Annotated in this window: 28 protein-coding genes, 1 tRNA gene and 1 pseudogene; 9 read left to right on the forward strand and 21 right to left on the reverse strand. The window is 65.1% G+C overall.

Features of this window, described 5'->3' with window-relative positions:
- Nucleotides 1–8: 8 nt before the first annotated feature.
- The 9 genes and pseudogenes from atpD to ASE91_RS15180 form a co-directional block, all read right to left on the reverse strand.
- Nucleotides 9–1,481: a F0F1 ATP synthase subunit beta gene (atpD, locus tag ASE91_RS15145; protein WP_056002859.1), complete on the reverse strand. Its 1,473-nt coding sequence runs from the start codon at nucleotides 1,479–1,481 to the stop codon at nucleotides 9–11.
- Nucleotides 1,481–2,071, reverse strand: coding sequence for a hypothetical protein (locus tag ASE91_RS15150; RefSeq protein ID WP_056627524.1), 591 nt, complete (start codon nucleotides 2,069–2,071; stop codon nucleotides 1,481–1,483). Before ASE91_RS15150 ends, atpD begins: the two co-directional genes overlap by 1 nt.
- A partial coding sequence (locus ASE91_RS20755; RefSeq protein ID WP_235530515.1) for a F0F1 ATP synthase subunit gamma occupies nucleotides 2,068–2,129 on the reverse strand: 62 nt, incomplete at its 5' end. The genes ASE91_RS15150 and ASE91_RS20755, both read right to left, overlap by 4 nt.
- 1 nt (nucleotide 2,130) lies before the next feature.
- Nucleotides 2,131–2,892: pseudogene (locus ASE91_RS15155) on the reverse strand (F0F1 ATP synthase subunit gamma); the annotation flags it as partial.
- 108 nt (nucleotides 2,893–3,000) lie between these two features.
- Entirely contained in the window at nucleotides 3,001–4,530 is a 1,530-nt protein-coding gene (gene atpA, locus ASE91_RS15160; protein WP_056627530.1) for a F0F1 ATP synthase subunit alpha, read from the reverse strand.
- 2 nt (nucleotides 4,531–4,532) lie between these two features.
- Nucleotides 4,533–5,105 (reverse strand): F0F1 ATP synthase subunit delta, encoded by a 573-nt coding sequence (locus ASE91_RS15165; protein ID WP_056627533.1) that lies wholly within the window; start codon nucleotides 5,103–5,105, stop codon nucleotides 4,533–4,535.
- A gap of 410 nt (nucleotides 5,106–5,515) precedes the next feature.
- Nucleotides 5,516–7,063, reverse strand: coding sequence for a S1C family serine protease (locus ASE91_RS15170; protein WP_056627621.1), 1,548 nt, complete (start codon nucleotides 7,061–7,063; stop codon nucleotides 5,516–5,518).
- Nucleotides 7,064–7,119: 56 nt separating this feature from the next.
- Nucleotides 7,120–9,285 (reverse strand): primosomal protein N', encoded by a 2,166-nt coding sequence (locus ASE91_RS15175; RefSeq protein ID WP_056627536.1) that lies wholly within the window; start codon nucleotides 9,283–9,285, stop codon nucleotides 7,120–7,122.
- A 236-nt stretch (nucleotides 9,286–9,521) separates the two neighbouring features.
- Nucleotides 9,522–11,600: a TonB-dependent receptor gene (locus ASE91_RS15180; protein ID WP_056627539.1), complete on the reverse strand. Its 2,079-nt coding sequence runs from the start codon at nucleotides 11,598–11,600 to the stop codon at nucleotides 9,522–9,524.
- 138 nt (nucleotides 11,601–11,738) lie between these two features.
- Between ASE91_RS15180 and ASE91_RS15185 the strand changes: the two genes are divergently transcribed.
- Nucleotides 11,739–12,551 (forward strand): IclR family transcriptional regulator, encoded by an 813-nt coding sequence (locus ASE91_RS15185; protein ID WP_056627543.1) that lies wholly within the window; start codon nucleotides 11,739–11,741, stop codon nucleotides 12,549–12,551.
- A 358-nt stretch (nucleotides 12,552–12,909) separates the two neighbouring features.
- On the opposite strand, the gene ASE91_RS15190 is transcribed toward ASE91_RS15185, so the two are convergent.
- Both ASE91_RS15190 and aroA read right to left on the reverse strand, forming a co-directional pair.
- The gene (locus tag ASE91_RS15190) at nucleotides 12,910–13,533 is read right to left on the reverse strand and encodes a (d)CMP kinase (RefSeq protein ID WP_056627546.1); all 624 of its coding nucleotides are present in this window, start codon (nucleotides 13,531–13,533) and stop codon (nucleotides 12,910–12,912) included.
- Nucleotides 13,530–14,861: a 3-phosphoshikimate 1-carboxyvinyltransferase gene (aroA, locus tag ASE91_RS15195; protein ID WP_056627550.1), complete on the reverse strand. Its 1,332-nt coding sequence runs from the start codon at nucleotides 14,859–14,861 to the stop codon at nucleotides 13,530–13,532. Before aroA ends, ASE91_RS15190 begins: the two co-directional genes overlap by 4 nt.
- 97 nt (nucleotides 14,862–14,958) lie before the next feature.
- Here aroA and ASE91_RS15200 point away from each other — a divergent pair, with 97 nt between their 5' ends.
- Together ASE91_RS15200 and ASE91_RS15205 are read left to right on the forward strand one after the other, a co-directional pair.
- Complete coding sequence (locus ASE91_RS15200; RefSeq protein ID WP_056002892.1) at nucleotides 14,959–15,276, forward strand: FYDLN acid domain-containing protein; 318 nt, start codon at nucleotides 14,959–14,961, stop codon at nucleotides 15,274–15,276.
- Between the two features lie 118 nt (nucleotides 15,277–15,394).
- A tRNA-Ala gene (locus tag ASE91_RS15205) sits at nucleotides 15,395–15,470 on the forward strand.
- 13 nt (nucleotides 15,471–15,483) lie between these two features.
- Here ASE91_RS15205 and ASE91_RS15210 read toward each other — a convergent pair.
- The 8 genes from ASE91_RS15210 to ASE91_RS15235 all read right to left on the reverse strand — a co-directional run bounded on the left by ASE91_RS15210 (nucleotide 15,484) and on the right by ASE91_RS15235 (nucleotide 19,602).
- On the reverse strand, nucleotides 15,484–16,818 hold the full coding sequence (locus tag ASE91_RS15210; protein WP_056627553.1) for a hypothetical protein: 1,335 nt from the start codon (nucleotides 16,816–16,818) through the stop codon (nucleotides 15,484–15,486).
- A 205-nt stretch (nucleotides 16,819–17,023) separates the two neighbouring features.
- Entirely contained in the window at nucleotides 17,024–17,302 is a 279-nt protein-coding gene (locus ASE91_RS15215; RefSeq protein ID WP_056627556.1) for a hypothetical protein, read from the reverse strand.
- Nucleotides 17,299–18,033 carry a hypothetical protein gene (locus ASE91_RS15220; RefSeq protein ID WP_056627561.1) on the reverse strand — a complete coding sequence of 245 codons (735 nt, stop codon included), beginning with the start codon at nucleotides 18,031–18,033 and terminating at the stop codon, nucleotides 17,299–17,301. The genes ASE91_RS15215 and ASE91_RS15220 overlap by 4 nt, the downstream gene beginning before the upstream one ends.
- The gene (locus ASE91_RS15225) at nucleotides 18,030–18,275 is read right to left on the reverse strand and encodes a hypothetical protein (protein ID WP_056627564.1); all 246 of its coding nucleotides are present in this window, start codon (nucleotides 18,273–18,275) and stop codon (nucleotides 18,030–18,032) included. Before ASE91_RS15225 ends, ASE91_RS15220 begins: the two co-directional genes overlap by 4 nt.
- Nucleotides 18,275–18,490 (reverse strand): hypothetical protein, encoded by a 216-nt coding sequence (locus tag ASE91_RS19745; protein WP_156357872.1) that lies wholly within the window; start codon nucleotides 18,488–18,490, stop codon nucleotides 18,275–18,277. Before ASE91_RS19745 ends, ASE91_RS15225 begins: the two co-directional genes overlap by 1 nt.
- Nucleotides 18,490–18,666, reverse strand: a complete 177-nt coding sequence (locus ASE91_RS19750) for a hypothetical protein (RefSeq protein WP_156357873.1) — start codon at nucleotides 18,664–18,666, stop codon at nucleotides 18,490–18,492. The genes ASE91_RS19745 and ASE91_RS19750 overlap by 1 nt, the downstream gene beginning before the upstream one ends.
- Nucleotides 18,666–19,034, reverse strand: a complete 369-nt coding sequence (locus ASE91_RS15230; RefSeq protein ID WP_156357874.1) for an XRE family transcriptional regulator — start codon at nucleotides 19,032–19,034, stop codon at nucleotides 18,666–18,668. Before ASE91_RS15230 ends, ASE91_RS19750 begins: the two co-directional genes overlap by 1 nt.
- Nucleotides 19,035–19,131: 97 nt before the next feature.
- Complete coding sequence (locus tag ASE91_RS15235; protein ID WP_056627570.1) at nucleotides 19,132–19,602, reverse strand: hypothetical protein; 471 nt, start codon at nucleotides 19,600–19,602, stop codon at nucleotides 19,132–19,134.
- A 237-nt stretch (nucleotides 19,603–19,839) separates the two neighbouring features.
- Between ASE91_RS15235 and ASE91_RS15240 the strand changes: the two genes are divergently transcribed.
- Nucleotides 19,840–20,130, forward strand: a complete 291-nt coding sequence (locus ASE91_RS15240; protein ID WP_056627574.1) for a hypothetical protein — start codon at nucleotides 19,840–19,842, stop codon at nucleotides 20,128–20,130.
- A 24-nt stretch (nucleotides 20,131–20,154) separates the two neighbouring features.
- On the opposite strand, the gene ASE91_RS20885 is transcribed toward ASE91_RS15240, so the two are convergent.
- Complete coding sequence (locus ASE91_RS20885) at nucleotides 20,155–20,283, reverse strand: hypothetical protein (protein WP_268795968.1); 129 nt, start codon at nucleotides 20,281–20,283, stop codon at nucleotides 20,155–20,157.
- A gap of 62 nt (nucleotides 20,284–20,345) precedes the next feature.
- Nucleotides 20,346–20,612 (reverse strand): transcriptional regulator, encoded by a 267-nt coding sequence (locus ASE91_RS19015; protein ID WP_200911269.1) that lies wholly within the window; start codon nucleotides 20,610–20,612, stop codon nucleotides 20,346–20,348.
- A gap of 85 nt (nucleotides 20,613–20,697) precedes the next feature.
- Here ASE91_RS19015 and ASE91_RS15245 point away from each other — a divergent pair, with 85 nt between their 5' ends.
- The 5 genes from ASE91_RS15245 to ASE91_RS19765 all read left to right on the forward strand — a co-directional run.
- Nucleotides 20,698–21,333 (forward strand): helix-turn-helix domain-containing protein, encoded by a 636-nt coding sequence (locus ASE91_RS15245; RefSeq protein ID WP_156357875.1) that lies wholly within the window; start codon nucleotides 20,698–20,700, stop codon nucleotides 21,331–21,333.
- Nucleotides 21,334–21,531: 198 nt separating this feature from the next.
- The gene (locus ASE91_RS19755) at nucleotides 21,532–21,678 is read left to right on the forward strand and encodes a hypothetical protein (protein ID WP_156357876.1); all 147 of its coding nucleotides are present in this window, start codon (nucleotides 21,532–21,534) and stop codon (nucleotides 21,676–21,678) included.
- A 222-nt stretch (nucleotides 21,679–21,900) separates the two neighbouring features.
- Nucleotides 21,901–22,461: an AlbA family DNA-binding domain-containing protein gene (locus ASE91_RS19020; protein WP_162233670.1), complete on the forward strand. Its 561-nt coding sequence runs from the start codon at nucleotides 21,901–21,903 to the stop codon at nucleotides 22,459–22,461.
- A complete protein-coding gene (locus ASE91_RS19760; RefSeq protein ID WP_156357877.1) occupies nucleotides 22,458–23,150 on the forward strand; it encodes a hypothetical protein in 693 nt (230 codons plus the stop codon). Before ASE91_RS19020 ends, ASE91_RS19760 begins: the two co-directional genes overlap by 4 nt.
- 27 nt (nucleotides 23,151–23,177) lie before the next feature.
- A partial coding sequence (locus tag ASE91_RS19765) for a hypothetical protein (protein ID WP_235530510.1) occupies nucleotides 23,178–23,972 on the forward strand: 795 nt, incomplete at its 3' end.
- Between the last annotated feature and the right edge of the window lie 174 nt (nucleotides 23,973–24,146).

Below are 24,146 nucleotides of genomic sequence, written 5' to 3' on the forward strand. Positions count from 1 at the left end.
AGATGGAATTACGCGTCCTGCGCCATCTTCTGGGCCTTGGCGACGACTTCGTCGATGCCGCCGACCATGTAGAAGGCGCTTTCCGGCAGGTGGTCATATTCCCCTTCGACGACTGCCTTGAACGACTTCACCGTGTCTTCCAGCGCTACGAACTTGCCGCTGATGCCGGTGAAGACTTCGGCGACGTGGAACGGCTGGCTGAGGAACTTCTGGATCTTGCGGGCGCGGGCGACCGTGACCTTATCCTCTTCGCTCAGCTCGTCCATGCCGAGGATGGCGATGATGTCCTGCAGCGACTTGTAGCGCTGGAGCAGCGACTGCACGGCGCGCGCCGTGTCGTAATGCTCCTGACCGACGGTGCGTGGTTCCAGAACGCGGCTGGTCGAATCGAGCGGATCGACCGCCGGATAGATGCCGAGTTCCGAGATCGCGCGGTTGAGCACGGTCGTCGCGTCCAAGTGGGCGAACGAGGTCGCCGGCGCCGGATCGGTCAAATCGTCAGCGGGGACGTAGATCGCCTGCACCGAGGTGATCGAGCCCTTGTTGGTCGAGGTGATGCGTTCCTGCAGCGCGCCCATGTCGGTCGACAGCGTCGGCTGATAGCCCACCGCCGACGGGATGCGGCCGAGCAGCGCTGACACTTCCGAACCCGCCTGGGTGAAGCGGAAGATGTTGTCGACGAAGAACAGCACGTCCTGCCCTTCGACGTCGCGGAAATATTCGGCGATCGTCAGGCCCGACAGCGCGACGCGGGCACGCGCGCCCGGCGGCTCGTTCATCTGGCCATAGACCAGCGCGACCTTCGAACCCTCGCTGGTCGGATTGCCGTCGGCATCCTTGGCAATGACGCCCGCGTCAAGGAATTCGTGGTAGAGATCGTTGCCCTCGCGGGTACGTTCACCCACGCCCGCGAACACCGACGTGCCGCCATGGCCCTTGGCGATGTTGTTGATCAGTTCCTGGATCAGCACGGTCTTGCCGACGCCTGCGCCCCCGAACAGGCCGATCTTGCCGCCCTTCGCATAGGGTGCCAACAGGTCGATGACCTTGATGCCGGTAACGAGGATCGCGCTCTCGGTCGACTGGTCGACGAACAGCGGGGCCGCTGCGTGGATCGGGGCGGTGGTTTCGGCCCCGACCGGACCGCGCTCGTCGATCGGTTCGCCGACGACGTTCAGGATGCGGCCGAGCGTCTTGGGGCCGACCGGCACGCGGATCTGTGAACCGGTGTCGCGCACCGCCTGACCACGGGTCAGGCCCTCGGTCGCGTCCATCGCGATCGTGCGGACGGTGCTCTCGCCCAGATGCTGCGCGACTTCGAGGACCAGCCGGTTGCCGTTATTGTCGGTTTCGAGCGCCGACAGGATGGACGGCAGTTCGCCGTCGAACGTCACGTCGACGACCGCGCCGATGACCTGGCTGATCCGGCCGGTATGGTTGGTGCTGCCCTGGGGGGCGTAGGTGTCTGCGGCGGTTGCCATCACTGCTTCCTCGGTTCGCTGCTGCTGCCCGCCTGTGGCGCGGGGCGGGTAAAGTCTACGATCAGACGGCGACCGCCGTCGATCTTTTCACGGGTAATCTGGTAATCGACACCGGACAGACTGCCCTTGGCCGGGCTTTCGGTCAGGATGCCGCGCTTGACCTCGTCCCGGCCGGGCAGGCCGAGGCTGGCCAGCGGACGGTCGACCCAGCGCGCGAACTGGTCCTTCGCAAAGGGGCTGGAGTCGAGGTTCACGATGTCCAGCGTGAACTGCAGCCGGTCCATCCGCTTGGCATCGCCCCGGACATACAGGTTCGCGGTATTGACGGGCTTGATCGACGGATCGGCCATCGGCGTCGGCATCGCGTTGGCGATGAAGGCACCGCCGGCCTGCTCGTACGGCGACAGGCGGAAGCCCATGCCGTTCAGCAGGTCGATCGTCTTCGGCGCATCGCCGAGCACCGTCGCCCAGCCGCCGGTGACGAACGGCGTCGGCGACGCGCGCGGCCGTTCCGCCGCCTTGTCGGCAGCGGGCTGACCACAGCCGGCCAGCGTGGCGACGAGCGCCAGCAGGACGGCAGGACGGATCACAGCGCTTCGGCACCCGAGATGATTTCGACCAGTTCGGTCGTGATCGCGGCCTGGCGGGNCGCCGTCATCTTCGAACCCTGTTCCGACGCCGCGTTTTCCTTCATCGCGCGATAGATCTGCACCGCGATATTGGTCGGCAACAGGCTGTCGAGGATCGCTTCCTCGCTCGGCTCGTACTCGACCACCGCGTCGGCGGAAGGTTGCGAAGTTGCCACGGCGGGGGTCGGGATCTTGACCGGAATCAGTTGCTGTTCCGTGGGTTCCTGCGTCAGCACCGTCTTGAAGGTGGCATAGAACAGGTGCGCGACGTCGAATTCGCCCGCATGGAAGCGGCGGATCAGGTCGTCGGCATAGCCCTTCGCATCGGCGAAGGTCAGCTTGCCGAGATCGCCCGGTTCGACCGAATGGACGAAGCCGTCGCGGAACTGGCGCGCCAGCACGGCGCGACCCTTGCGGCCGATCGTCAGGAACTTCACGGTCTTGCCCTGTTCCTGAAGCTCCAGCGCGCGGCGGCGCGCCATGCGGGCGATGTTCGAGTTGAACGCACCGGCCAGCCCCTTGTCCGACGTCGCGACGACGAACAGATGCACCTGATCGCTGCCGGTGCCGGCGAGCAGCGGCGAGCTGCCTTCGGTGACCTGCACCGTCGAGGCGAGGCTGGCAACGACCTGTTCGACGCGGCTCGCATAGGGACGACCGGCCTCGGCCGCTTCCTGCGCACGGCGCAGCTTGGCGGCGGCGACCATCTTCATCGCCTTGGTGATCTTCTGCGTCGACTTCACCGAGCCGATGCGGAGCTTAAGGGCCTTAAGGCTTGCCATCTGTTTTCCCTACTCCCTCTCCCCTTCGGGGGAGAGGGTCGGGGAGAGGGGATTGTCGCAACGACTGTCCCGCACATCCCCNCCCTGAAGGGGAGAGGGCTTTGATGGTTACGCGAAGTTCTTGGCGAACTGGTCGAGCGCGGCCTTCAGCCCCGACTTCGCCTCGTCGCCCAGATCCTTGGTGTCGCGGATCTTGGTGAGGACGCCCGAATGGTTCGCACGGAGATCGGCGAGCATCGCCTGCTCGTAGCGGGTTACGTCGTTCACCGGAACGGTGTCGAGATAGCCCTGCGTCCCGGCGAAGATCGACGCGACCTGTTCCTCGAACGGCATCGGCGAGAACTGTGCCTGCTTGAGCAACTCGGTCAGGCGCGCACCGCGGTTCAGCAGCTTCTGCGTCGACGCGTCGAGGTCCGACCCGAACTGCGCGAAGGCCGCCATTTCGCGATACTGCGCCAGTTCCAGCTTGATGCTGCCCGCGACCTTCTTCATCGCCTTGGTCTGCGCGGCGGAACCGACGCGGCTGACCGAGAGGCCGACGTTGATCGCGGGGCGGATGCCGGCGAAGAACAGGTCGGTTTCGAGGAAGATCTGACCATCGGTGATCGAGATCACGTTGGTCGGGATGTAGGCCGACACGTCGCCCGCCTGGGTTTCAATGATCGGCAGCGCGGTCAGCGAGCCGCCGCCATTGGCGTCCGACATCTTGGCGGCGCGTTCGAGCAGGCGGCTGTGCAGATAGAACACGTCGCCCGGATAGGCTTCGCGGCCCGGCGGACGGCGCAGCAGCAGCGACATCTGGCGATAGGCGACGGCCTGCTTCGACAGATCGTCGAACACGATCAGCGCGTGCATCGCGTTGTCGCGGAAATATTCGCCCATCGCGGTGCCGGTGTACGGTGCCAGATACTGGAGCGGGGCGGGGTCCGACGCGGTCGCGGCGACCACGATCGAATATTCCATCGCGCCGTTTTCTTCGAGCGTGCGCACCAGCTGGGCGACGGTCGAACGCTTCTGGCCGACGGCGACATAGACGCAATAGAGCTTCTTGCTCTCGTCATCGCCCGCGTTCGCGGTCTTCTGGTTGATGAAGGTGTCGATCGCGACCGCCGACTTGCCGGTCTGACGATCGCCAATGATGAGTTCGCGCTGGCCACGGCCGACGGGGACGAGGGCGTCGATCGCCTTCAGGCCCGACTGCATCGGCTCGCTGACCGACTGGCGCGGGATGATGCCCGGTGCCTTCACGTCGACGCGGGCGCGACGGTCGGAAACGATCGGGCCCTTGCCGTCGATCGGGTTGCCGAGACCGTCGACGACGCGACCGAGCAGACCCTTGCCGACGGGAACGTCGACGATGGTGCCGGTGCGCTTGACGGTGTCGCCTTCCTTGATCGACGAGTCCGACCCGAAGATCACGACGCCGACATTGTCGGCTTCGAGGTTCAGCGCCATGCCCTGGATGCCGCCGCCGAACTCGACCATTTCGCCCGCCTGGACGTTGTCGAGCCCGTGGATGCGGGCGATGCCGTCACCCACCGACAGCACCTGGCCGACTTCCGAAACCTGCGCTTCGGTGCCGAAATTGGCGATCTGGTCGCGGATGACCTTCGAAATTTCTGCGGCGCGGATATCCATGTTCAGCCTTTCATCGCGTGCGCGAGCGTGTTCAGTCGGGTCTTGATCGAGCTGTCGATCATCTGGCTGCCGATCTTGACGATCAGACCGCCCAAAAGCGTGGGGTCGACCTTCAGGTCGATCGCGACGTCGCGACCGATCCGGTGGCGCAGCTGCTGACGCAGTGCATCGACCTGCGAATCGTCCAGCGGATGTGCCGAAACCACCTCTGCATTGGTTTCACCGCGGCTGCGTGCCGCCAGTTCGCGAAACGCACGAATGATCGCAGGCAGGTCGCCCAGACGACGATTCTGCGCGAGCACGCCGAGGAAATTGGCGGTCAGCGGGTCGAGGCCGAGCACCGGTGCCAGCGCGGCGATGGCGCGCGCCGCGTCGGCGCGACCGATCAGCGGGCTTTTCACCAGCGCGGCGAGATCGTTCGATTCGGCGATGCCCGTCGACAGCGTCTTCAGGCTCGATTCGACCGCGTCGAGCTGGCCCTGCTGCTGAGCGAGGCCAAACAGCGCGGTTGCATAGCGGCCACCCAGGCTCGCCTGGATCGTTCCGCCGCCAGTAGTTCCGCCGGATGTCTCCACGCGTGCGTCCTTGTCAGGGGTCAATTCAACATCCCATGCCGGTGAGGGGGCCGCACTCCCAACCGCCGTCGCGAACCAATGTCGCGCCGCTGACCGGCCCCACGCGCCCCCGATGGGTCGTGGGGGCCGCTAGCATCGGTGTCATTATTTCGCAAGCTTTGCGGGACGCGCCGTGGTGGGTTGCGATTCGGACGCAAGCTGAACGGGGGATTATCGGGCTGCAAGAAGAAGAAAGTTGGGTTCACGCGAAGGCGCGAAGACGCGGAGGGGTTGCGTTCGTTTCGACGGCATTCCGCGCCAGCGGCTTGATTGCCCGTTGCGACCGAGGGCGATGTCTTCCGATCGCGAGCGACGTCGCCCGGAAAGCAACCCCTTCGCGTCTTCGCGCCTTCGCGTGAAAACCCCTTCTCTTATTTCGCTGCCGTACAGCGATACACCAGCCGTTCGTTGACTTGCGCGGGCAACGAGGTGCGAATCGCCGATTGCTGCGTGGCCAGCGCCGCGCGCGCGCCGGTGTCGGCGGCGCACGCCTTTTGCTGCACCTGTCCGCGCAGCGTGCGCGCGCGCTGCATCGATTCGGCGGACAGCAGATAGCGGCTGTTGGTGTAGCTGCCGCTGATCGGGTCGAAACGCAGCACCGACACGGTGGCGTCCTCATTCGGGACGAGAATCCGTTCCCAGCCGCCGCCCGGCGCTTCGGCATATTGGGTGCGGCCGTTCATGCAGCCATCGGCGCGCCAGCCGAAGCGGACGGTTTCCACCGGCGACAGGATGATGCGGCTGCGTTCGGGCACCAGCGTGCATTCGAGCGGCCCCGTCAGCGGAGCGATCCGGGTCGCGGCGGTAGTGCCCGATTCGTCGGCAGCGGCGATCGAGGCCGGATCGAAATCGGGCCGCAGCAGGAAGGTGGCGATCGCACCGACGAACAGCACGCCGCCGCCGATCGCCGCGAATTTCGCCGCGCGCGGCTCCCCACGGGTCAGCAACAGCCCGGCCCCGCCCGCCGCCAGCACCGACAGCGCCAGCAGCAGCGCGGCGGCGGCGATCATGTTCTCGCGCATCTCGGCATTGTCGGCGCGCGCCTGTTCGAGCGCGGTCGCGCGTTCCTCACGCGCGCGTTCGGTGGCGGCGCGGGCGCGCTCGCGGTCCTCGACGCCCTGGCGTTCGGCATCGGCGCGGTCGCGGGCATCGGCATCGGCAAGCGTCAGGCAGGGGGTAGCGATGGTCGCGACCTGCTGTGCCGCCTCGCGCAGGAACGCGATCAGCTCGCCATCGGAAATGGCGAAGGCGAAGCTGGCGTCGCCCTCCTCACCCCGGGTCAGCGCCGAATTGACGCCGAGCACCCGGCCGCACCGGTCGAGCAGCGGCCCGCCTGAATTGCCGCGCGCGATGCTGGCGGTATGGACCAGCACCGCCGTGCCCTCCAGCGTGCGGTTGCCCGACAAGACGCCCTGCGAGCGGACCGGGGATGTCGGCGTGACGAAATCGTCGACCGATCGCGCCGTCGCCAGGTCGACATTGCCGGGATAGCCCAGCGCGATCGCCGCATCGCCTTCGCCGACGCCACCGGTATAGACGGTCAGCGGGGGCAGGCGCACGCCGCTGACCTCGATCAGCGCCAGATCGCGCGCCTTGTCGATGCGGACAACGCGCCCCTCGAACGACCGGTCGCCTTCGGACGGGACGACGCCGACGACGGTGTCGCCGGGATAGCGTTCCATCAGTTCGACGACATGGGCATTGGTGACGATGCGATTGGGCGCCACCGCGAAGCCGGTGCCGTGTTCGACATCGACCATCTCGCCATCGACGGTCGCGATCACGACGACCCGGACGACGCCGCGCGCCGCCGCCGTCACGTCATCGGCACGGGCGGGCACGGATAGCACCAGCAGCGCGGCGAGCGCCGTCAGCCATATCGTCAGCAGGCGCAGGATCGGTGTCGCGTTCTTTACCATGGTCGCCGCCGTTTCGGCCAAAGCGCCGCGTGGGGCAAGGGGTGGCCAGGGGCCGGCTACACGAAACTATAGGGATCGACGTCGACGGCGACGCGGACCTTCGCGCTCCAGTCGACCCCGTCGAGCCAGTCGCGGATCACGTCCTGTATGTCGAGCGCGCGGGTGGCGTGGACCAGCAGGCGGAAGCGGTGCCGCCCGCGCAGCATCGCCAGCGGGGCGGGGGCGGGGCCATAGACGTGGCAGCCATCGACATGCGGCGCGGCGCGGCCGATCGCGCGCGCGGTCGCCTCCGCCGCGCCCTTGTCCTCCGACGACACGATGATCGCGGCATAGCGGCCGAACGGCGGCACGCCGGCATCCTCGCGCGCTTCGGTTTCGGCGGCGTAGAAGCTGTCGGCATCGCCCGAAATCAGCGCCTGCATCACCGGCGCGTTCGGTTGCGTCGTCTGGATATAGACATGGCCGGGCTTGGTCCCGCGCCCCGCGCGTCCGGCGACCTGCGCGATCTGCTGGAAGGTCCGCTCGGACGCGCGCAAATCGCCGCCCTGCAATCCAAGATCGGCGTCGATCACCCCGACACAGGTGAGGTTGGGAAAGTGATAGCCCTTCGTCACCAGCTGCGTACCGACGACGATGTCGATATCGCCCGCCTCCATGCGGCCTACGAACTCCGCCGCCTTGGCCGGGGACCAGATGGTGTCGGACGTGACGATCGCGATCTTGGCGGTCGGCCACAGTGCCGCCGCCTCGTCGGCGATGCGCTCGACGCCGGGGCCGCAGGCGACCAGCGCGTCCTCCGCGTGGCATTCGGGGCAGGCGCGTGGCGTCGGAATGACATGGCCGCAGTGATGGCACGACAGCCGATGGATCAGCCGGTGTTCGACCATCCATGCGGTGCAATTGGGGCATTGGAAGCGATGCCCGCACGACCGGCACAGCGTCAGCGGGGCATAGCCGCGCCGGTTGAGGAACAGCAGCGCCTGTTCGCCGCGCGACAGCGTCTCGTCGATCGCCTTGACCAACGGCGCCGCGATCCAGCGGCCGCGTTCGGGCGGTTGCTCGATCAGGTCGATCGCCTCGATCGTCGGCAACTGCGCCTTGCCGTAGCGGCCGGGCAGCTTCACCTCGGTATAGCGGCCCTGCGCGACCTGTTGCCGCGTCTCGATCGCGGGGGTCGCGCTGGCGAGGATCACCGGGCATTTCTCGAACAGCCCGCGCATCACCGCGACGTCGCGGGCGTGGTAATGCACGCCCTCTTCCTGCTTGAAGCTGGTTTCGTGCGCTTCGTCGACGACGATCAGCCCGAGATCGGCATAGGGCAGGAACAGCGCCGATCGCGCGCCGACCACGACCTTTGCCTGACCCGACGCGATGGCGCGCCACGCCCGGCGGCGCTGCGTCGATCGCAGGTCGCTGTGCCATGGCACCGGCTCGCAGCCGAAGCGCGCGGTGAAGCGCTTGAGGAACGGCTCGGTCAGCGCGATCTCGGGGAGCAGCACCAGCACCTGCCGCCCCGCCGCGATCGCCGCCGCCACTGCCTCGAAATACACTTCGGTCTTGCCGGAGCCAGTGACGCCATCGAGCAGGAAGGGGTGGAAGGCGTCGGCCTCCACCGCCGCGGTCAGCCGGTCCGCCGCCGCATGCTGGTCGGCCGACAGTTCGGGGCGATGATGGTCGGGATCGGGGATGGCATAGGGCTGGTCGATATCGACCGACACCGCCTCGATCGCGCCGAGCTTGACGAGGCCGCGAATCACAGCGTCGGACACGTCGGCGATTGCCGCCAGTTCGCGGACCAGCCCGCGCCGCTCGCCGATCCGCTCCAGCGCCTGTGCCCGCTGCGGGGTCAGCCGGTCGGGGACTTCGCCGGTCGCGCGATATTCGATGGCGAGCTTCGCCCCCTCCAGCGCCGAATTGGACGCGAGGCACATGCGCAGGACGGAGGCGGGGGCGGCCAGATAATAGCCCGCCGTCCACTCGACCAATCGGCGCAGGGGAGCCGCGATCGGCGGCACGTCGGCGACGCCCAGCAACGGCCGCAGCCGGTTGTCGCCAACCTCCTCGGTCGCCAGCCGCTCGGCATCCCACACCACGCCCAGCAACTGGCGGGGGCCGAGCGGGGCGGTGACGATCGAGCCAGGCTCGACGGTCATGCCATGCGGCACCCGATAGTCGAGCGGCCCGAGTGCGGCATTGAGCAGGAGAACGCGGGCGCGGGACATGGACGGGTAGATAGGGTGGTCGGTTCCTCCCGTCATCCCGGCGCACGCCGGGATCCACGGTTCCGCAAGCGCCGATGGCTTCGGTTCCTGTGGCCCGGTGGATCCCGGCCTGCGCCGGGATGACGAAGGAGGGGGACGATAACCCCCTTCGTCATTCCCGCGAAGGCGGGAATCCATATACGCTAACGGTGCGCCTCGTTCGGCGGCGTATCCGCCCGGGAACGCCGCAACCGCGGCTACAGCGCCAGCCGCGCCGTCACGCGGATATCGCGCCCGGCCAGCGGGGCGAAGTCCTTCAGGAAGCTCGCATGGCGGCGCGCCTCGACGTCGAACAGATTGTTCGCCGACACCATGAACGTCGTCTTGCTGTCGCGGCCGAAGGGGCGCAGCGAGACCGAGGCGTTGACCATCGTATAGGCCGGGGTCGTCGTTTCCAGATCGGCGACGCGGTCCTGGCGGGTCACATGCTCGACCTCGCCGCGCACCTGCACCAGCCGACCCTGCGCCTCGATCCCGCCCAGCACGCGCAGCGGCGGGATGCGCGGGGCGGGGCCGCGATCGACGATCGTGGCGCGGGTATAGTCGGCCAGACCGTCGAGGTTGATCGCGGTCTCGCCGACCTTCGCCAGTCGTGCCGACGCCTCCGCCTCGAACCCCCACAGCCGGGCATCGGCCTGTTGGTACTGGAACACCGGCAGGTCGTCCTGCTCGGCACCGGTCGGATTCTCGTAGATGAAATTGCGGAACCAGTTGTGATAGGCCGACAGCCCGAAGCTGTAGCCGTCGCCCGACCCCTTCAGCGTCGCTTCCAGCCCGTCGCTGATTTCCTTGGCGAATCCGGGGTTGCCGACCTCGAACGCCTGCGTGCCGGCATGCGGCCCGTTGGCGAACAGTTCCTCGGCCGACGGCGCGCGTTCGGTGTGGCTGGCGTTGATGCCGATGCGGACATGGTCGGCCAGCGCGACGCTGCCGCCCAGCGATCCGGAAAAGCTGTCGAAGCTGCGACGGATATTGTCGTTGCCGAGCAGCGCGTCGGCAGCGGCGCGCGCGGTGGTATATTCGTACCGCCCGCCCGCTTCGGCACGGAACGCGCCCAGATCGAACGACTGAAGCGTGAACAGGCCGAATTGCTGCGTCTCGCTCTTGGGCAGGAATTTCTCGTCACCGACGATGTTCAGGTCGCGGATGAACATCTGTCCGCCCACCGCGCCGCGCCATCCGCCGCGCGCCGCCTGCACCAGTTCTACCCGTGCCTCGATCCCCTGATTGAAGAAGCTGGTGCCGATCTCGCCGGTATCCTCGATCTCGTCATGGCGGTAATTGGCGAAGCCCGCGCGCAGGCGGATCTTTTCGAGCAGGCCGCCGCCGGTATCGACCTCGGCGCGCATGTCGGCGCGGGTCTGCTGGACATGGAGCGTGACCTCCTCCGCCTCGCCGCCGTTCAGCGAATAGCGGATCGGAACGCCGTACCGGTTGTCGAGATGGTTGACCGAGAAGCCGAGATTGCCGGTGTCGGTAACGATCGCCGCACCGCCGGCGACTTCCCACATCTTCGACTGCGAATTGGGCAGCTTGCCGCGCAGGTCGGCAAGGTCGCGGACGTCGGGATCGGCGCTCGCCGCAGCCTGCGTGCGCAAGGGACGCGACAGGATATAGCCGCCGGTGTCCAGATCGTCGGTCTGCCCGAAGGTGCCGTCGAGGTGGAACACGACCTTGTCGGTGACCGGCACGTCGACCGCCGCCGATCCGCTCCGTTCGTTCGCGGCCGAGCCATAGGTGGCGAGCGCGTCGACATGGATCGGTTCGGTCGGCACGCGGCGCGGAATGCGGCTGTCGATGACGTTGACCACGCCGCCGATCGCCGACGACCCGAACAGCAGCGCGGAGGGGCCGCGAAGCACCTCGATCCGGTCGGCGGTCAGCGGGTTGATCGCGACGGCATGGTCGACCGAGGTGTTCGACACGTCGAAACTGCCGATCCCGTCGGTCAGCACGCGCACCCGCTCGCCCTGCAGCCCGCGCAGCACCGGCCGCGAGGCGTTGGGGCCGAAGCTGGTCGCGGACACGCCGGGCTGCCGCGCCAGCGTCTCGCCGATGGTCGGGCGCAGTTCGCGGGTCAGTTCCTCGCCGCTCAGGACACTGGTGCCCGACAGGATGTCGGCCTGGGTGCGGGCATAGGGGGCGGTGACGATGATCTCGGGCGGCGCGTCGCGGTGATAATCGTCGCCGGTCGCCGGTGCGGCAGCAGTCTGGGCGAAGGCGGCGGCGGGAAGGAACAGGGCGGCGCTCGACAGCCACAGGGCGGCACGGACCATTTGATACGACTCCGAAGTACGATGATCCCTGTCGCTACCGTAAGATGATACAACGTATCAAGCATTTTGTGCGATGCAGCGACGATGGTACGGCGCATCGGGTTGCACGGGCAGCATTTTTTGGCGAGGGTTGCGCCCATGACCACCGTTGTTCCGGACCCCGCCGCCGAACCCGATGCCGACGCCGGGGACGATCGCCGCTATCGTGCGCCCGCGCTCGAAAAGGGGCTCGACATCCTCGAACTGCTTGCCGGTTGTGCGACGCCGCTGACGCTGACGCAGATCGTGCAGCGGCTGGGGCGGTCGCATGGCGAATTGTTCCGGATGGTACAGGTGCTCGAATATCGCGGCTATCTGACGACCGAGGCGGGGGGCGAGGGCTATAGCCTGAGCGACCGGCTATTCTCGCTCGGCATGAACCAGCCGCGCACCCGGTACCTGATCGAGGTCGCGCTGCCCGAGATGCGGCGGCTGGCGCAGGATACCGGCCAGTCGTGCCACGTCGCGGTCCATACCATGGGGGACATGGCGGTGGTCGCGCGGATGGAGTCGGCCGAACAGCTCGGTTTCTCGGTCCGCGTCGGCTATCGCCGGCCGCTGTTGCAGGCGGCGTCGGGGGTGGTGCTGTATGCGTTCCAGCCCGACGACGTTCGCGCCCGCTGGGAAAAGCTGCTCGACCCGCAACCCGATGCCGAGGCGCTCGCGGCGTTCCGCGCCCATGCCGACGAAGTCCGCCAGCGGGAGGTCGAACGCACCCCCAGCCGCTTCGTCAGTGGTGTGACCGACCTGTCGGCCCCGATCCTGCGCGGCGGCGCGGCGGCAGCGGCGTTGACCATGCCCTATCTGGCGAAGCTCGGCGAACCCGACGCGATCGATGCGGCGGCGGCAGCGGTGCAGGCCGCGGCGGCACGGATTTCCGCGCAGCTGGTGGACGACGACCACCATCCTTGACGACGGATGTCAGGTTCGGCCGTAGCGGGACCCGTGGTATGGATTCGCGGGCTGCACGTCGGGCAAGTTCTCCCCGCCTCCCTCTTTCTTCCTGCAAAGGCGGGGATGGGGACACCCGTTCGAAGTGCGCCATGTGAGATTGCAGGAATGCTTCGGCCGGGGTCCCATCGCGCCGCCACCTTGTCGGTGATGCACCTCTTTCGTGAACTTGGGGAATCCATACACTCTGTCGTCCCCTGCCTGCCAAGCCGTCGGCGGCAATGGATTCCCGCCTTCGTGGGAATGACGAAAGCGGTGGCGGGATAAGAGGGTAGCGTGGCGGGAATGACCGAGGGTCGGACGGGTGAGCCGTCGTGCCTTACCCCTTGCGCTGGCCCTCGACGATCGCGATCGCGCGTTGCACCGATGCCTCGATCGACAGGAAGCTGGTGTCGAGCGGGGCGGCATCCGCCGCCATTACCAGCGGCGCGGTGGAGCGCGACGAATCGCGTTCGTCGCGGGCGCGGATGTCGGCGAGGACGCGGTCGTAGGTGACGGTCGATCCGGCCTTGGCGAGTTCGGCATGACGGCGGCGGGCGCGGATCGCGGGGGTGGCTTTCACGAACAGCTTGGCATCGGCATCGGGGGCGATGACCGTGCCGATATCGCGGCCGTCGAGGACCGCGCCGCCGGGTTGTTGCGCGAATTTGCGCTGGCGGCGGAGCAGCGAGGAGCGGACCAGCGGGTGGGCGGAAATAATCGAGGCGGTCTGGCCCGCCTCGTCGGTGCGCAGCCATGGATCGGCGAGCAACGTGTCGGGAAAGTCGCAGGCGGCGACGCAATCGGCTTCGCGCGTCGGGTCCTGCCCCTCGCGCAGCACCAGCGTCGCGACCGCGCGGTACAGCAGCCCGGTGTCGAGATGCGGCAGGCCGAAATGCTTCGCCAGCGCCCGCGCGATGGTGCCCTTGCCCGATGCCGCCGGGCCGTCGACGGCGACGATCACAGCGACGCGCCGAGGCCACGCAGCAGCGTGGTGAAGGTCGGGAAGCTGGTCGCGACCGGGGCCATGTCGTCGATCGTCACCGGGGCATTGCTGACCAGGCCGGCGACGACGAAGCTCATCGCGATGCGGTGATCGAGCTTCGCAGCGATGGTGCCGCCGCCGGGCAGCGGATCGCCGCCGGTGCCGTCGATGATCAGACCGTCCCCGGTCTCCTCGACCCGCGCGCCGATCGCGCGCAGCCCTTCGGCCATGGTGGTGATGCGGTCGCTTTCCTTGACGCGCAGTTCTTCAAGACCGCATGTCGTCGTGCGGCCCCTGGCCAGCGCGGCGGCGACGAACAGGATCGGGAATTCGTCGATCATCGACGGGGCGACCGCCGGATCGACCTTGATGCCGGTCAGCGTCGAGGCACGGACCACCAGATCGGCGACCGGCTCGCCGCCGACATCGCGGGGGTTTTCGAAGGTGATGTCGCCGCCCATCGCGCGCAGCACGTCGAACAGCGCGGCACGGGTCGGGTTGAGGCCGACATTGGTGATCGTGACATGGCTGCCCGGCACCAGCAGCGCGGCCACGACCGGGAAGGCGGCGGAGGAAGGATCGCCGGGAACGGTGATCGTCTGCGGCTTCAGTTCCGCCTCGCCGTGCAATTCGATGACGCGACCGGCGGGGGTTGCCTCGACGGTCAGTTTCGCGCCGAAGCCGGTCAGCATCCGTTCGCTATGGTCGCGGGTGGGCACGGGTTCGACGATGCGGGTGATGCCCGGCGTGTTGAGGCCGGCGAGCAGGATCGCCGACTTCACCTGTGCCGAGGCGACCGGCAACGTATAGTCGATCGGCACTGCGGGCACGATCCCGCGCAGCATGAGCGGCAGGCGACCGCCGGGGCTGGCGGTGATCTCCGCGCCCATTTGGCTTAGCGGTTCGATGACGCGGCCCATCGGCCGTTTGCTGAGTGAAGCGTCGCCGGTGAAGGTCGCGGTGATCGCATGGCTCGACACCAGCCCCATCAGCAGCCGGGTCGAGGTGCCCGAATTGCCCATGTCGAGCGCGGTGGCGGGTTGCAGCAGCCCGCCCACCCCGACACCGTCGATCGTCCAGATCCCGTCGTCGCCCCGCATGATCGTCGCGCCCATCGCGCGCATCGCGGCGGCGGTGGACAGGACGTCCTCCCCCTCCAGCAGGCCGGTCACGCGGCTGGTGCCGACCGCGAGCGCGGACAGCATCAGCGAACGGTGGCTGATCGACTTGTCGCCGGGAACCGGGGCGGTGCCGGTCAGCGGACCGCTGGCGGCGACGGACAGGGGCGTGGGGGCGGCGTGGTGCATGACCGGCGGCTTTGACAGCGCGTGCCCGCTATGGCAAGGCGCGCCCCATCCGGGGGTCTGCCCCGTTTTTCCACGACACCGAAAGGTTTGGCTACACATGGTGAAGCCGGAATGGGGTACGAAGCGTACCTGTCCGAAATGCGCGACGCGCTTCTACGATCTCGGCAATGACGAGCCGGTCACGTGCATCAATTGCGGCGTGCACTGGAATCCCGAACCGATCCTGAAATCGAAGCAGCCGCTGCCGTTCGAACAGGTGAAGGTCGAGAAGGAAGGCGCGAAGGACGCCGATCTGGGCGACGATCTGGACATCGAGGGCGACGACGAGCCGTCGGCCGACGACGATGTCGATCTGGGTGGTGACGACGACCTGGGCGTCGACACGACCGACGAGGACAGCGACGCCGAGCGTTGATGTTTTTGGCAGGCGGGCGATAAAAGCCGCTTGCCAAACCGGCGCCCTCCGCATAGAGGGCGCTCCTCCCCGCAAGGGGACGAAGCCGCCGACCAGCAGCGGCTTTGGAAAAATGGACGGGGCCGTAGCTCAGCTGGGAGAGCGCTGCAATGGCATTGCAGAGGTCAGGGGTTCGATCCCCCTCGGCTCCACCATTTCTTCTGGCTGTTATCCTGACATTTTTGACCTTCCTCCTCGCGAGGGGGCGGCAGCTTCTCCGGTGTTGGTCCGGTGCAGGGCACCCGGAGCAAGCTGCTCAAGCTCGTCGATCACGCTCTGAAGAGCGGTCTGCACCGAGGCGAAATCGCCTTCGGCATAGATTTCTGTCTGGCTGGGCAGCAGGTGCCCCATGTAGCCTTGCAGATCCCACGCGGTCGCGCCGCGCTTCCGCACGATCGTCGCGAGGCTATGGCGCAGGATGTACTGCTGCCACTCCCGGCCGGTCGGAAGCTTCAGCTCCGCAAGCATGGTGTCCCACGCGCGGGCGACGTTTCGAATCGGGCGACCGTAATAGTTCACGAGGTAGCCGCGGCCGACGCGCTCGTTGACCGGCAGCTGGTCATAGGAGACCCATTCCGCCTGTAGCCAGTGGGCGAGCAGGGGCAGGACGGGCAGCAGCGGCCGCACCTTCTTGTTCTGGACACGGCCGACCGGATTGAGGTCGATCGTCTCACTCCCCGGCATCCACTGGTTGCGCTCGGGAGCGACGCAGATGTCGACCACAGCCCCGGGCCGCGCGATCGTGCAGATCGAGCCGATCAGGAAAGCGTGAAGCGACGCCCGCATCGGATCGGCAGCGGCATAGGCAACCATGCGCGCCAGATCGGGCACGCCGATCCGACTGCGCCGTGTGCGCTGGACCTGTTTCGCCGGCAGCGGCTTGTAGGTTGGTCGCTTATCCGATCGAGGCGGATCGGCGTTCGCCGCGTGGTTAAGCGCCGCTGCCGTCTGCGCGATCACCGTCTCGGTCGCCGCCGGCGATCGCGGTCGCGACTTCGTGATTTCGCCGTCCCCGTTGCGCCAGACGACGGGCTGCGCCTTCGACCATTCGCGCAGCGCGTTCGCGAACGACGTCGTGCAGGCAACCGCGCACGTCGTCCCGATGCCGAACTTGCCGCCGGTCGTGTCCTGCGATTCGAGGAAGTCGAGCGTGTGATTCAGGCGCATCTCGATCGCGCAGGCCGACGCGCGGTTGTCGCCCCATTCGAGGCGATAGTCGGCGATCGCATCGGTCAGCAGATACTGCTCACCCTTGGCGATTGGCTGGCCACAGGCTTGGCAGAACGCCGGGCTTTCCGACGCGTCGGAAAGGTACCGGCGATCGAGCGCTAGGATCGCGTCACCCTCATCCGTCGCGCGCGTCGATGCGCTGCGGACACGTCGTGCGCCGACATCGTACCAGAAGATGGTGAGGTAGGGACTACGGCTAGTGCCGTCCGCCCTCCTGTCCCAATCGAGCCAGTATTTCCCCCGTCGATAGATTGGCGGCGCGCGATCCGGCACAGTGACTGTTCCTCGTGAAATTTGGTTTTGGCGGGGCCGGTTAGGTCAAAGATGCCGAGATTGGTAAGTAGATCGAGGTCGGCGGCGGACAGGCTGATGCCTTTGCCTAGCTCGCAGGCTCGACTGAGCCGACGGTCCAGGCGCACGATGGGCGCGGTCATGATGGTGTCTCCGGTTGTGGAAGCATGGGAAGCAGGGCCGCGCATCATGCGCGGCCCTCCGCGCGACGTTCGCGCGCGGTCGGCTTGCGTTCGATCGAGGCGGTCTGTGCCCCCGTGGCGACGATCGTCAGCTGCCGCTTCTTGCCGACCGTGACGACATCGATCACGCCCAATCGGCGCAGATCGGCGAGTGCTTTTGCGGTGTCCGATATGTCGCCGCCGATGCGTTCGGCTAGCGCGGCGTTTGTCGGGCACGCAGCTCCTTCAGCCGCGATCCTTTCGAGCACGTTGAAGACGCGTCGCTGGTTGATGCCAAGCTTCACCGGACCACCTCGTCGGCCAGCTCGCGGAGCGACCATTGGTCGAGGACCATGACGCTCGGTCCCGTCACGAGCCAAAGGGGCATCGCTTGGCCGTGGACTGTAACACGGCTTTCGACCGGAGCGACGTACACGTGCCGGGCGCGAAGTGCGTTCAGGACCGCTTCGATCGTGGGCCACCGGCCCTGCAGATATTCGCGCCGGAGCGTCTCCGGATTTGGTGCCTGCGAGTCGCGCCGACCACCGGCGCGATCGCGCTCGGCTGCGGCGGCGGTTTCGGCATCGAAGTTGCGGCGGGCGGCGTCGTACAGTGTTTCGTGGTCGCGTGCGCCGGTGCGGTCGCGCGCCCGGTCCATCGCATCGCGGAAACCGCGCAAGGCTTCTTCTTGCGTTGTCCGGTACCAAGCGTCTTCGAACCAAGCGCGTTTCGTCTCTGCTGCCCGACGAAGCATCTCGTCCGTGTCGACGTCTGCCGAACGGGCGGCGCGATCCCGTCCGGGTTCACCGGGCTCGCCCTTCTGACCTTGACGCCCGGTACCGGCGGCGCTTGATTTCTTGCGGCCGGGTATGTCGAACGCGTCGAGCGACAGCCCTGCGCCTTGCGCGATCGCCGTACCACGCGCGATCGCCGCCTCCCGCTCACCGTCGAACTGCGTCGACCGCGCGACCGCAAAGCACTGCTCCGCGAGTTTTCGCGCGCGGGTCGGATCGGTGCGGGAGGCGGCGGCGGTCAAAGGGCGCGCTCTGCCGCTACGGCCAGCGCCTCGCGGACGATAGCTGCCACCCATTGCTTCCCATCTTCGTTCAGCTCGCTCCATTCGGGTGCGGCGAAGGTGCGCAGTACCCAAGGGGCGTCGCAGATGGCTTCGGCCATGCCCGTGAAGGTGGACGTAGGCAGGACGCGCAACAGATTCGCTTCTTTGAAACGATCGATGAGGATCAGGGTCCGGAGCGGACCGGCCGGCAACGCACCCATCACAGCCCGACCATGATCTGGATGCCGGGGCCGCCTACCAGCCAGTCCGTCATCAGCACCGAGACCACGCCGACAACGAAGAGCGCGACCGTCTCGATCGCCGCCTTTTTATGATAGTCGCGGTCGCAATCGGGGCAGTTGCAGTCGATCAGGTGGATCGTCACGCGGCGCGGAGCCGGGTCGTGGCGCGGGGAAAGCGGGCGAACGCGGGGCATCAGCGGTCTCCATTCCAGTTGAGGTTGCGAAGGGCGATGAGGGCCAGCAGGCAGGCTAGGGCGGCGGCGACGATCGCCGGCGCGTTGCGCCCCACCAGCCCGAAGCCGGCGGCAAGGCCGGTCAGCAGCGCCGAGGCGCGCAGGCAGTCACGGTTCAGCGGGGTTAGGGGACGCATTACGTGGCGCTCGCGCAGGCAATGCAGAGGTCCGGCGCGTCCCACCCCCATGCCGGCACGGCGATCCCGAGCGGCCCTGTGTCGCTTGATGCGCAGATCCGGCACAGCCGCGGCAATGGCAGGTCGTACCCGTCATGAATGACCGACAGCCGTTCGAGGACCGCCAGATCGAACGGGAATCGCTGTCGCAGGGCGACGATCGTCGACCAGCGCACCGCGACCAGATCGGCCTCGATCATCTTCAGCCACTCGATCCGCTCTGCTTGCGACATAGCCGGATCGGTCTCGATGACGTCGACGACATCCTCGTGCGACTTTCCGGACGCAGTGCGTCGACACTTCAGGTACGCTCCGGGGGTCAGGGTCACGAAAATCTCCGGGCAGCAGAAATCCGCTTCGCGAACCATGGTGGTCGCGAACCGGGGCGGGTTGGTCGGGTGTTCAGGAAGTGCTAGTCGACGCGTGTCATGGCGCCTGCGGTTGGCGGCGGATCATCTGGCGCAGGATCGTCGTGATCCGATTTTTGGCTTGGACCGACTTCGCGAGGCCGCGGAGCGCGGCCTTCAAGGTCGAGGGCGACGGGTTGGCGGTTGCCGCGACCAGCGCCGCCGTGGCGTCGCCATTCTCACGGACCGATTCCATCGTCGCCACCAGCAGCGCCTGCTGGTCGAAATCGACATGCATCCGCTGCGCCTCGAGCTTCAGCTTCATCGTGTCGTGGATCGGCCGGCCGCCGGTGGTGGCGTCGTGCTCGGCATCGAGGAGCATGGCATCGTGGCAGGTCAGCTTCGCGCGCCGATCGGGATCGGACAGGCGGCGCAGGTAGAACCGGCTGCGGCCGGTCACCTCGGCCGCGCGATCCATGCCGATGACGTTGATCACGTCACAGAGCGCCTGCTCGATCGAAAGGGGTGGCCGCGGCTTCGTCACGCGCACGGTCCAAAAAGCGAGGCCGATCGTAACATACGACCGACCCCACCCACGCCTAAGGAGAGGCGGCGCAAGACCTGCGCCCGACCGGTACGATACAAAGCGACCGGGCGCAGTTTCCGACCGAAGATCCGGCGGTCGAAAGGAGGAAACGATGAATGCTTGCCTTCCGGGGCCGGGCTGGACGCCCGACCCCTTCCGGCTATCGTGTGAATTGCAACACACACACGAAGGGCTGGAAACATGGACGAGGATGATCGCGCGGAAATCCGCGCGGCGTATGTCGACGCGAAGGCGATCGGATCGGTGGCCATTGCCGGTGTCGTCAGCGTCTGCGCCGTCCTGCTGCGCAAAGGACACATCACGCCGGGCGAGCTGTCGGAAGTTAACGACTTCATGGTCGCTGCCGTCGAGCGATCAGAAGCATCGCCACACATGCAAGCAAACCTGCACGAAGCCATCGGCCACCAGTTTTCGGCGCTGGTCGCCGCACTTGATCGAACGGGAACGATACCGCCAACGCAGGAAGGTTGATCCGCCAATCGGTGGAGCGATCGGTCACGCGGCACCCCCTGCAGTTGGCGCAAAGTCGGGACAGCCGTTCGACCGATCGGCGACGGACAGCGGCACGGGGCCACGCTGGCCGACCCACCATGCCTCGGCCGCGCACTGGACCGCTTCGGTCAAGCGAACGTCGCACTCGCGGCAACCGCAGACGGCGTTACAGAAGGTGCGGTCGCGGAAGCACATCATGCCGGCGCCCCTCCGGTATGATCGAAGAGGTCCGGGACTGGTGCTTCCGTCCGTGGGTACACGTCTGGCCTTAAATCGAACCGGGAGACCCCGGTCGCTGCTTCGACTTTCAGGACGTATTCGGCCGGGCACACCTTCCCACGGTTCACCCATTTCGACACCGCTTGGGGTGAGCAGCCGACAATCCTCGCCATGGCCGACTGCGAGCCAGCGGCGTCGACCGCAGACCTCAGCGCAACAACCATGGTTGATTCGTTGTCCATACGATTCGGTTACAACCGAGGTTGAAGAGCTGTCAACACCTAAACGTCAGTCGTACGCTTCAACCGCAGTGGTAAACATTATCAGGTGATTGATCCTGCTCGACTGAAAACCCGAATGGCGGACTGTCGGCTATCGCAGGCCGAGTTGGCTCGGCGCGTCAACGTCAGCCAGCAGACGATCTACAAGCTGATTCACGGCGAGGCTCGCGGATCAAAGCATTTACATCGAATCGCCCGCGTCCTCGCGACCACCCCCGCCTATCTGACGGGTGAAGTCGACGATCCGGATCAAGATGCCCCAGAGCCGCCGACGCTGTCACATGAGCAGGCGGAGTGGTTGGCATTGTTTGACGCGCTTGACGGTCCGAAACGGGCGGCACTGGCGCAGGTTGCTGAGGTTATGCGGACAGATCCAGTGCGCCGGCAGTCATCAGCGACGGAGGGTGCTGACGCCGCTACTGAGCAACGTACGTCAGCCTCCTCGTATCAAGAGTTCACTCTGCCGGTTCTGTTTCCCCCGGAGTTCGCCCTGACGCGGATGTTCGAGGCGCTCCTTGCGATGGTCGATCCGGCGGCACCAACTGAAGTGCAAGCGCAGTCGCTCGCGAAGAATCTGCCAATCGGGTTATCGCAGCTTCGCGATATCCTGCCGCCTCCGCCGCCGGCTGTTGGCGCAGGTGCTTCGTCAGGTCAGTCCAAGACGCTCGTTGAACAGCAGTGACGATGGCACATGCCATTTCACAAGGAACGCAGCCGCGATCACAGGCGGCCGTCGATCGATACGCTTCACCCAACGCCAAACTCCCTGAAGTGTGGTTCTTCGGTGGCGCTGAAAACGACCGGTATACGATCGAGGTTAACGCGTTCGGGAAACTGCGACCGGATCGGACGTACCCGCGCGGGCAACAAGAACGGGACCATGACGATGGATGATCTGCCGACTCCAGTTGCGGAAATGACCGATGCCGCACTTCGGCGGGCCTACCTCTCCACCGACGGCGAGCCGGGCGACCCGGTACCAGACGCTCTGATCGCCGAGATCGAACGACGCTGTCTGGATATTTGATGGTGTGAAGCGCTCGTCTCGGCAGATGACACCGTAGAAACGGCGCGTTTCCGAGGGGTGCGGGGCGCGACGGCGGACGGAGTGTCCGCCGCTGAAGCATCCACCACGGATCAAACCCATATGCAGTGTGTCTGTTATCCCGCCACCCAATTGGCAGTAAGCATTCCGTAGCCCAGCATGATAGTCCTATGCTCCGTACCAGAAACCGCATTAGGAGGGGAAATGGACGTCAAGGATGTAGAGGCGCTTCTCACTGGTGCTGAAGAAACCGACACGCTCGAGTTTAAAGCTGCCGTCAGTTGGGATCGTAACCTATTTGTGAAAGATATCTTGGCTCTTGCTAACGTTATCGACGGCGGCCGCATAGTCGTTGGTGTTGAGGACGGCACCTTTTCTCGACAAGGTTTAACTGCGCAGCAGCAATCATCGTTTCATAACGACACAATGCGCGATGCTATCGCACCCTTTGCCGACCCGAGGGTTTTGTTTCGTTCCGAGGTAGTAGAGGATGCTCAAGGGCTACGGTACGTGATCATAGACGTTAGCCCCTTCGAAGATATACCGGTCATATGTCATCGGGACGGGGCGGACGTACGGGCGGGGGTCATCTACTTCCGCAGTAGAACGCGGCGGCCAGCAAGCGCTCCAATTTCAAGTAGTTCCGAAATGCGGGATCTCGTCGAGCGAGCGGCCGTGTTAAGCACAATGAGGCTCAATAGGATCGGTTTCGTACCCCGCTCTCAAACAGAACCCGACTACGACGCGCAACTAGGAGGTCTATGATGAAGGATGGCTTACTAGAGCGTATTCAGAATCTGGCTTACTGGCGGGTGCTAATTCGGCCGTTAGTTCCCCTCGAGGCAGAATTGTCGTTTAGATCTTGTATGGAGGCTGTAGCTGCCAGCAAGGTCTCAGTGCGGGGCTGGGATTATCCGCACACCGAGAGTGAGCGATATGATGGCCGTGGTGGCAGCGGCCGAGGGGAAGATTTCTATGAAAGTTGGACTGACTGGGAAGGGTTTCAAGAATTTTGGCGGATGTATCGATCCGGCCAATTCCTGTCGTATAATCTACTGCACGGTGAATTGGGAATGTTTGGATCGCCGGGGGGGCAGCGCATCGTGCCGGCTGTAGACACTGTTTACAGCGTTTCAGAATTTATTGAATTTTCGCAACGGCTTGCGAAAAACGTACCATTTAGCGCGGGTTATGTCGTTACGATCTCCTTGCGGAATGCTGGAGGTTATCAATTAAGCGCTGGGCCAAGACGGATGCCTTTTTCAGGTCGGCTAGTGAATAGTAGCCAAGACCTAACAGTAACGAAGCGTGTTGGCCCGAACGAGATATCAAATGGGACGATCGCAATCGCTAATAGCGTCCTTCTTGATATTTTTGATCACTTCGGTTGGAATCCGGATCCAAATCAAATCAAACGGGACCAAGAAGCATTCTTTAAGCGTGACTTTGGTTGAGCTGTAGCGTCAAGTATGTCGTAGCGTATGAGCAAAGGCAACAACATGCCGATACCCTTAGAGAAGATTGTTGACGCCGCTCGGGCGGCTGGGTTTGAAACAGAGCTCCGGGTTGCAGGGATTGCGGAAGCCGTCGGCTGGCGAGTAAGTCAGAATGTGTACTTTGTTGATAAGGATGAACGAAAAGGTCGGGAGCTCGATCTTTTATTGTATAGGAAAAGTACAAGTTCGCGTGTTAAGCCAGAAGTCACTTGCATGGTTACACTTTGCGTGGAAGTGAAGAAGACTGCGGACCCGTTTATATTTTACACGAGTAGAAAGGGGTATCCCGATGGATCTTCAGGTTACGGCATATTCCACTGGCGAAACAAGGTTGATCATACCATCCTTTCGATGGATGACATTGAACGCAAGAGGCCTTTGGCGGAAAGCATACGACTAGCTCGATCATACTCCAGCTACCGCAATGGGCAAACGCAGCACATACAAGCGGGTGTCATATCTGCTTTCAAGGCTGCGATACACGAGCGGGATAACTGCTCTGAAGTATATTCTGACTCATCAGGTGATATTTGCTTCTTCGTTCCCATGGTGGTGGTAGATGGTCCCCTTTATGAGTGTTACTACAATAGTAGCGGGGACGATTTGATCGCGGAGGCGGTTGATCACGTCGTTTATCGGCAGAACTACCATTCTGACCATTACGGTCAAGTATCGCAAAGCGTTTATGTTATTACGCTCTCGTCTTTCCAAAGTCGGCTAGAAGAATTTCGCGTGTGGGAAACAGATATAGGGGAAACGCTCATCCGCAATCGAAAAAAANACTGGAAGAGATTTTATAGGTAGCGGGTATTGTATGGGTATTGTATGGGTATTGTTCTACCGGAGTAACGGTCGCGAATCAGATTTTGAACGCTGTCGTCTTTGGAGCGGCGGACGGTGCGTCCGCCGTGCCGTCAAGTTTTGTACGATTTCGCACAAGAGCTGCACTACAAT

The organism is Sphingomonas sp. Leaf62 (assembly GCF_001421915.1).
Classification (GTDB): Bacteria; Pseudomonadota; Alphaproteobacteria; order Sphingomonadales; family Sphingomonadaceae; genus Sphingomonas.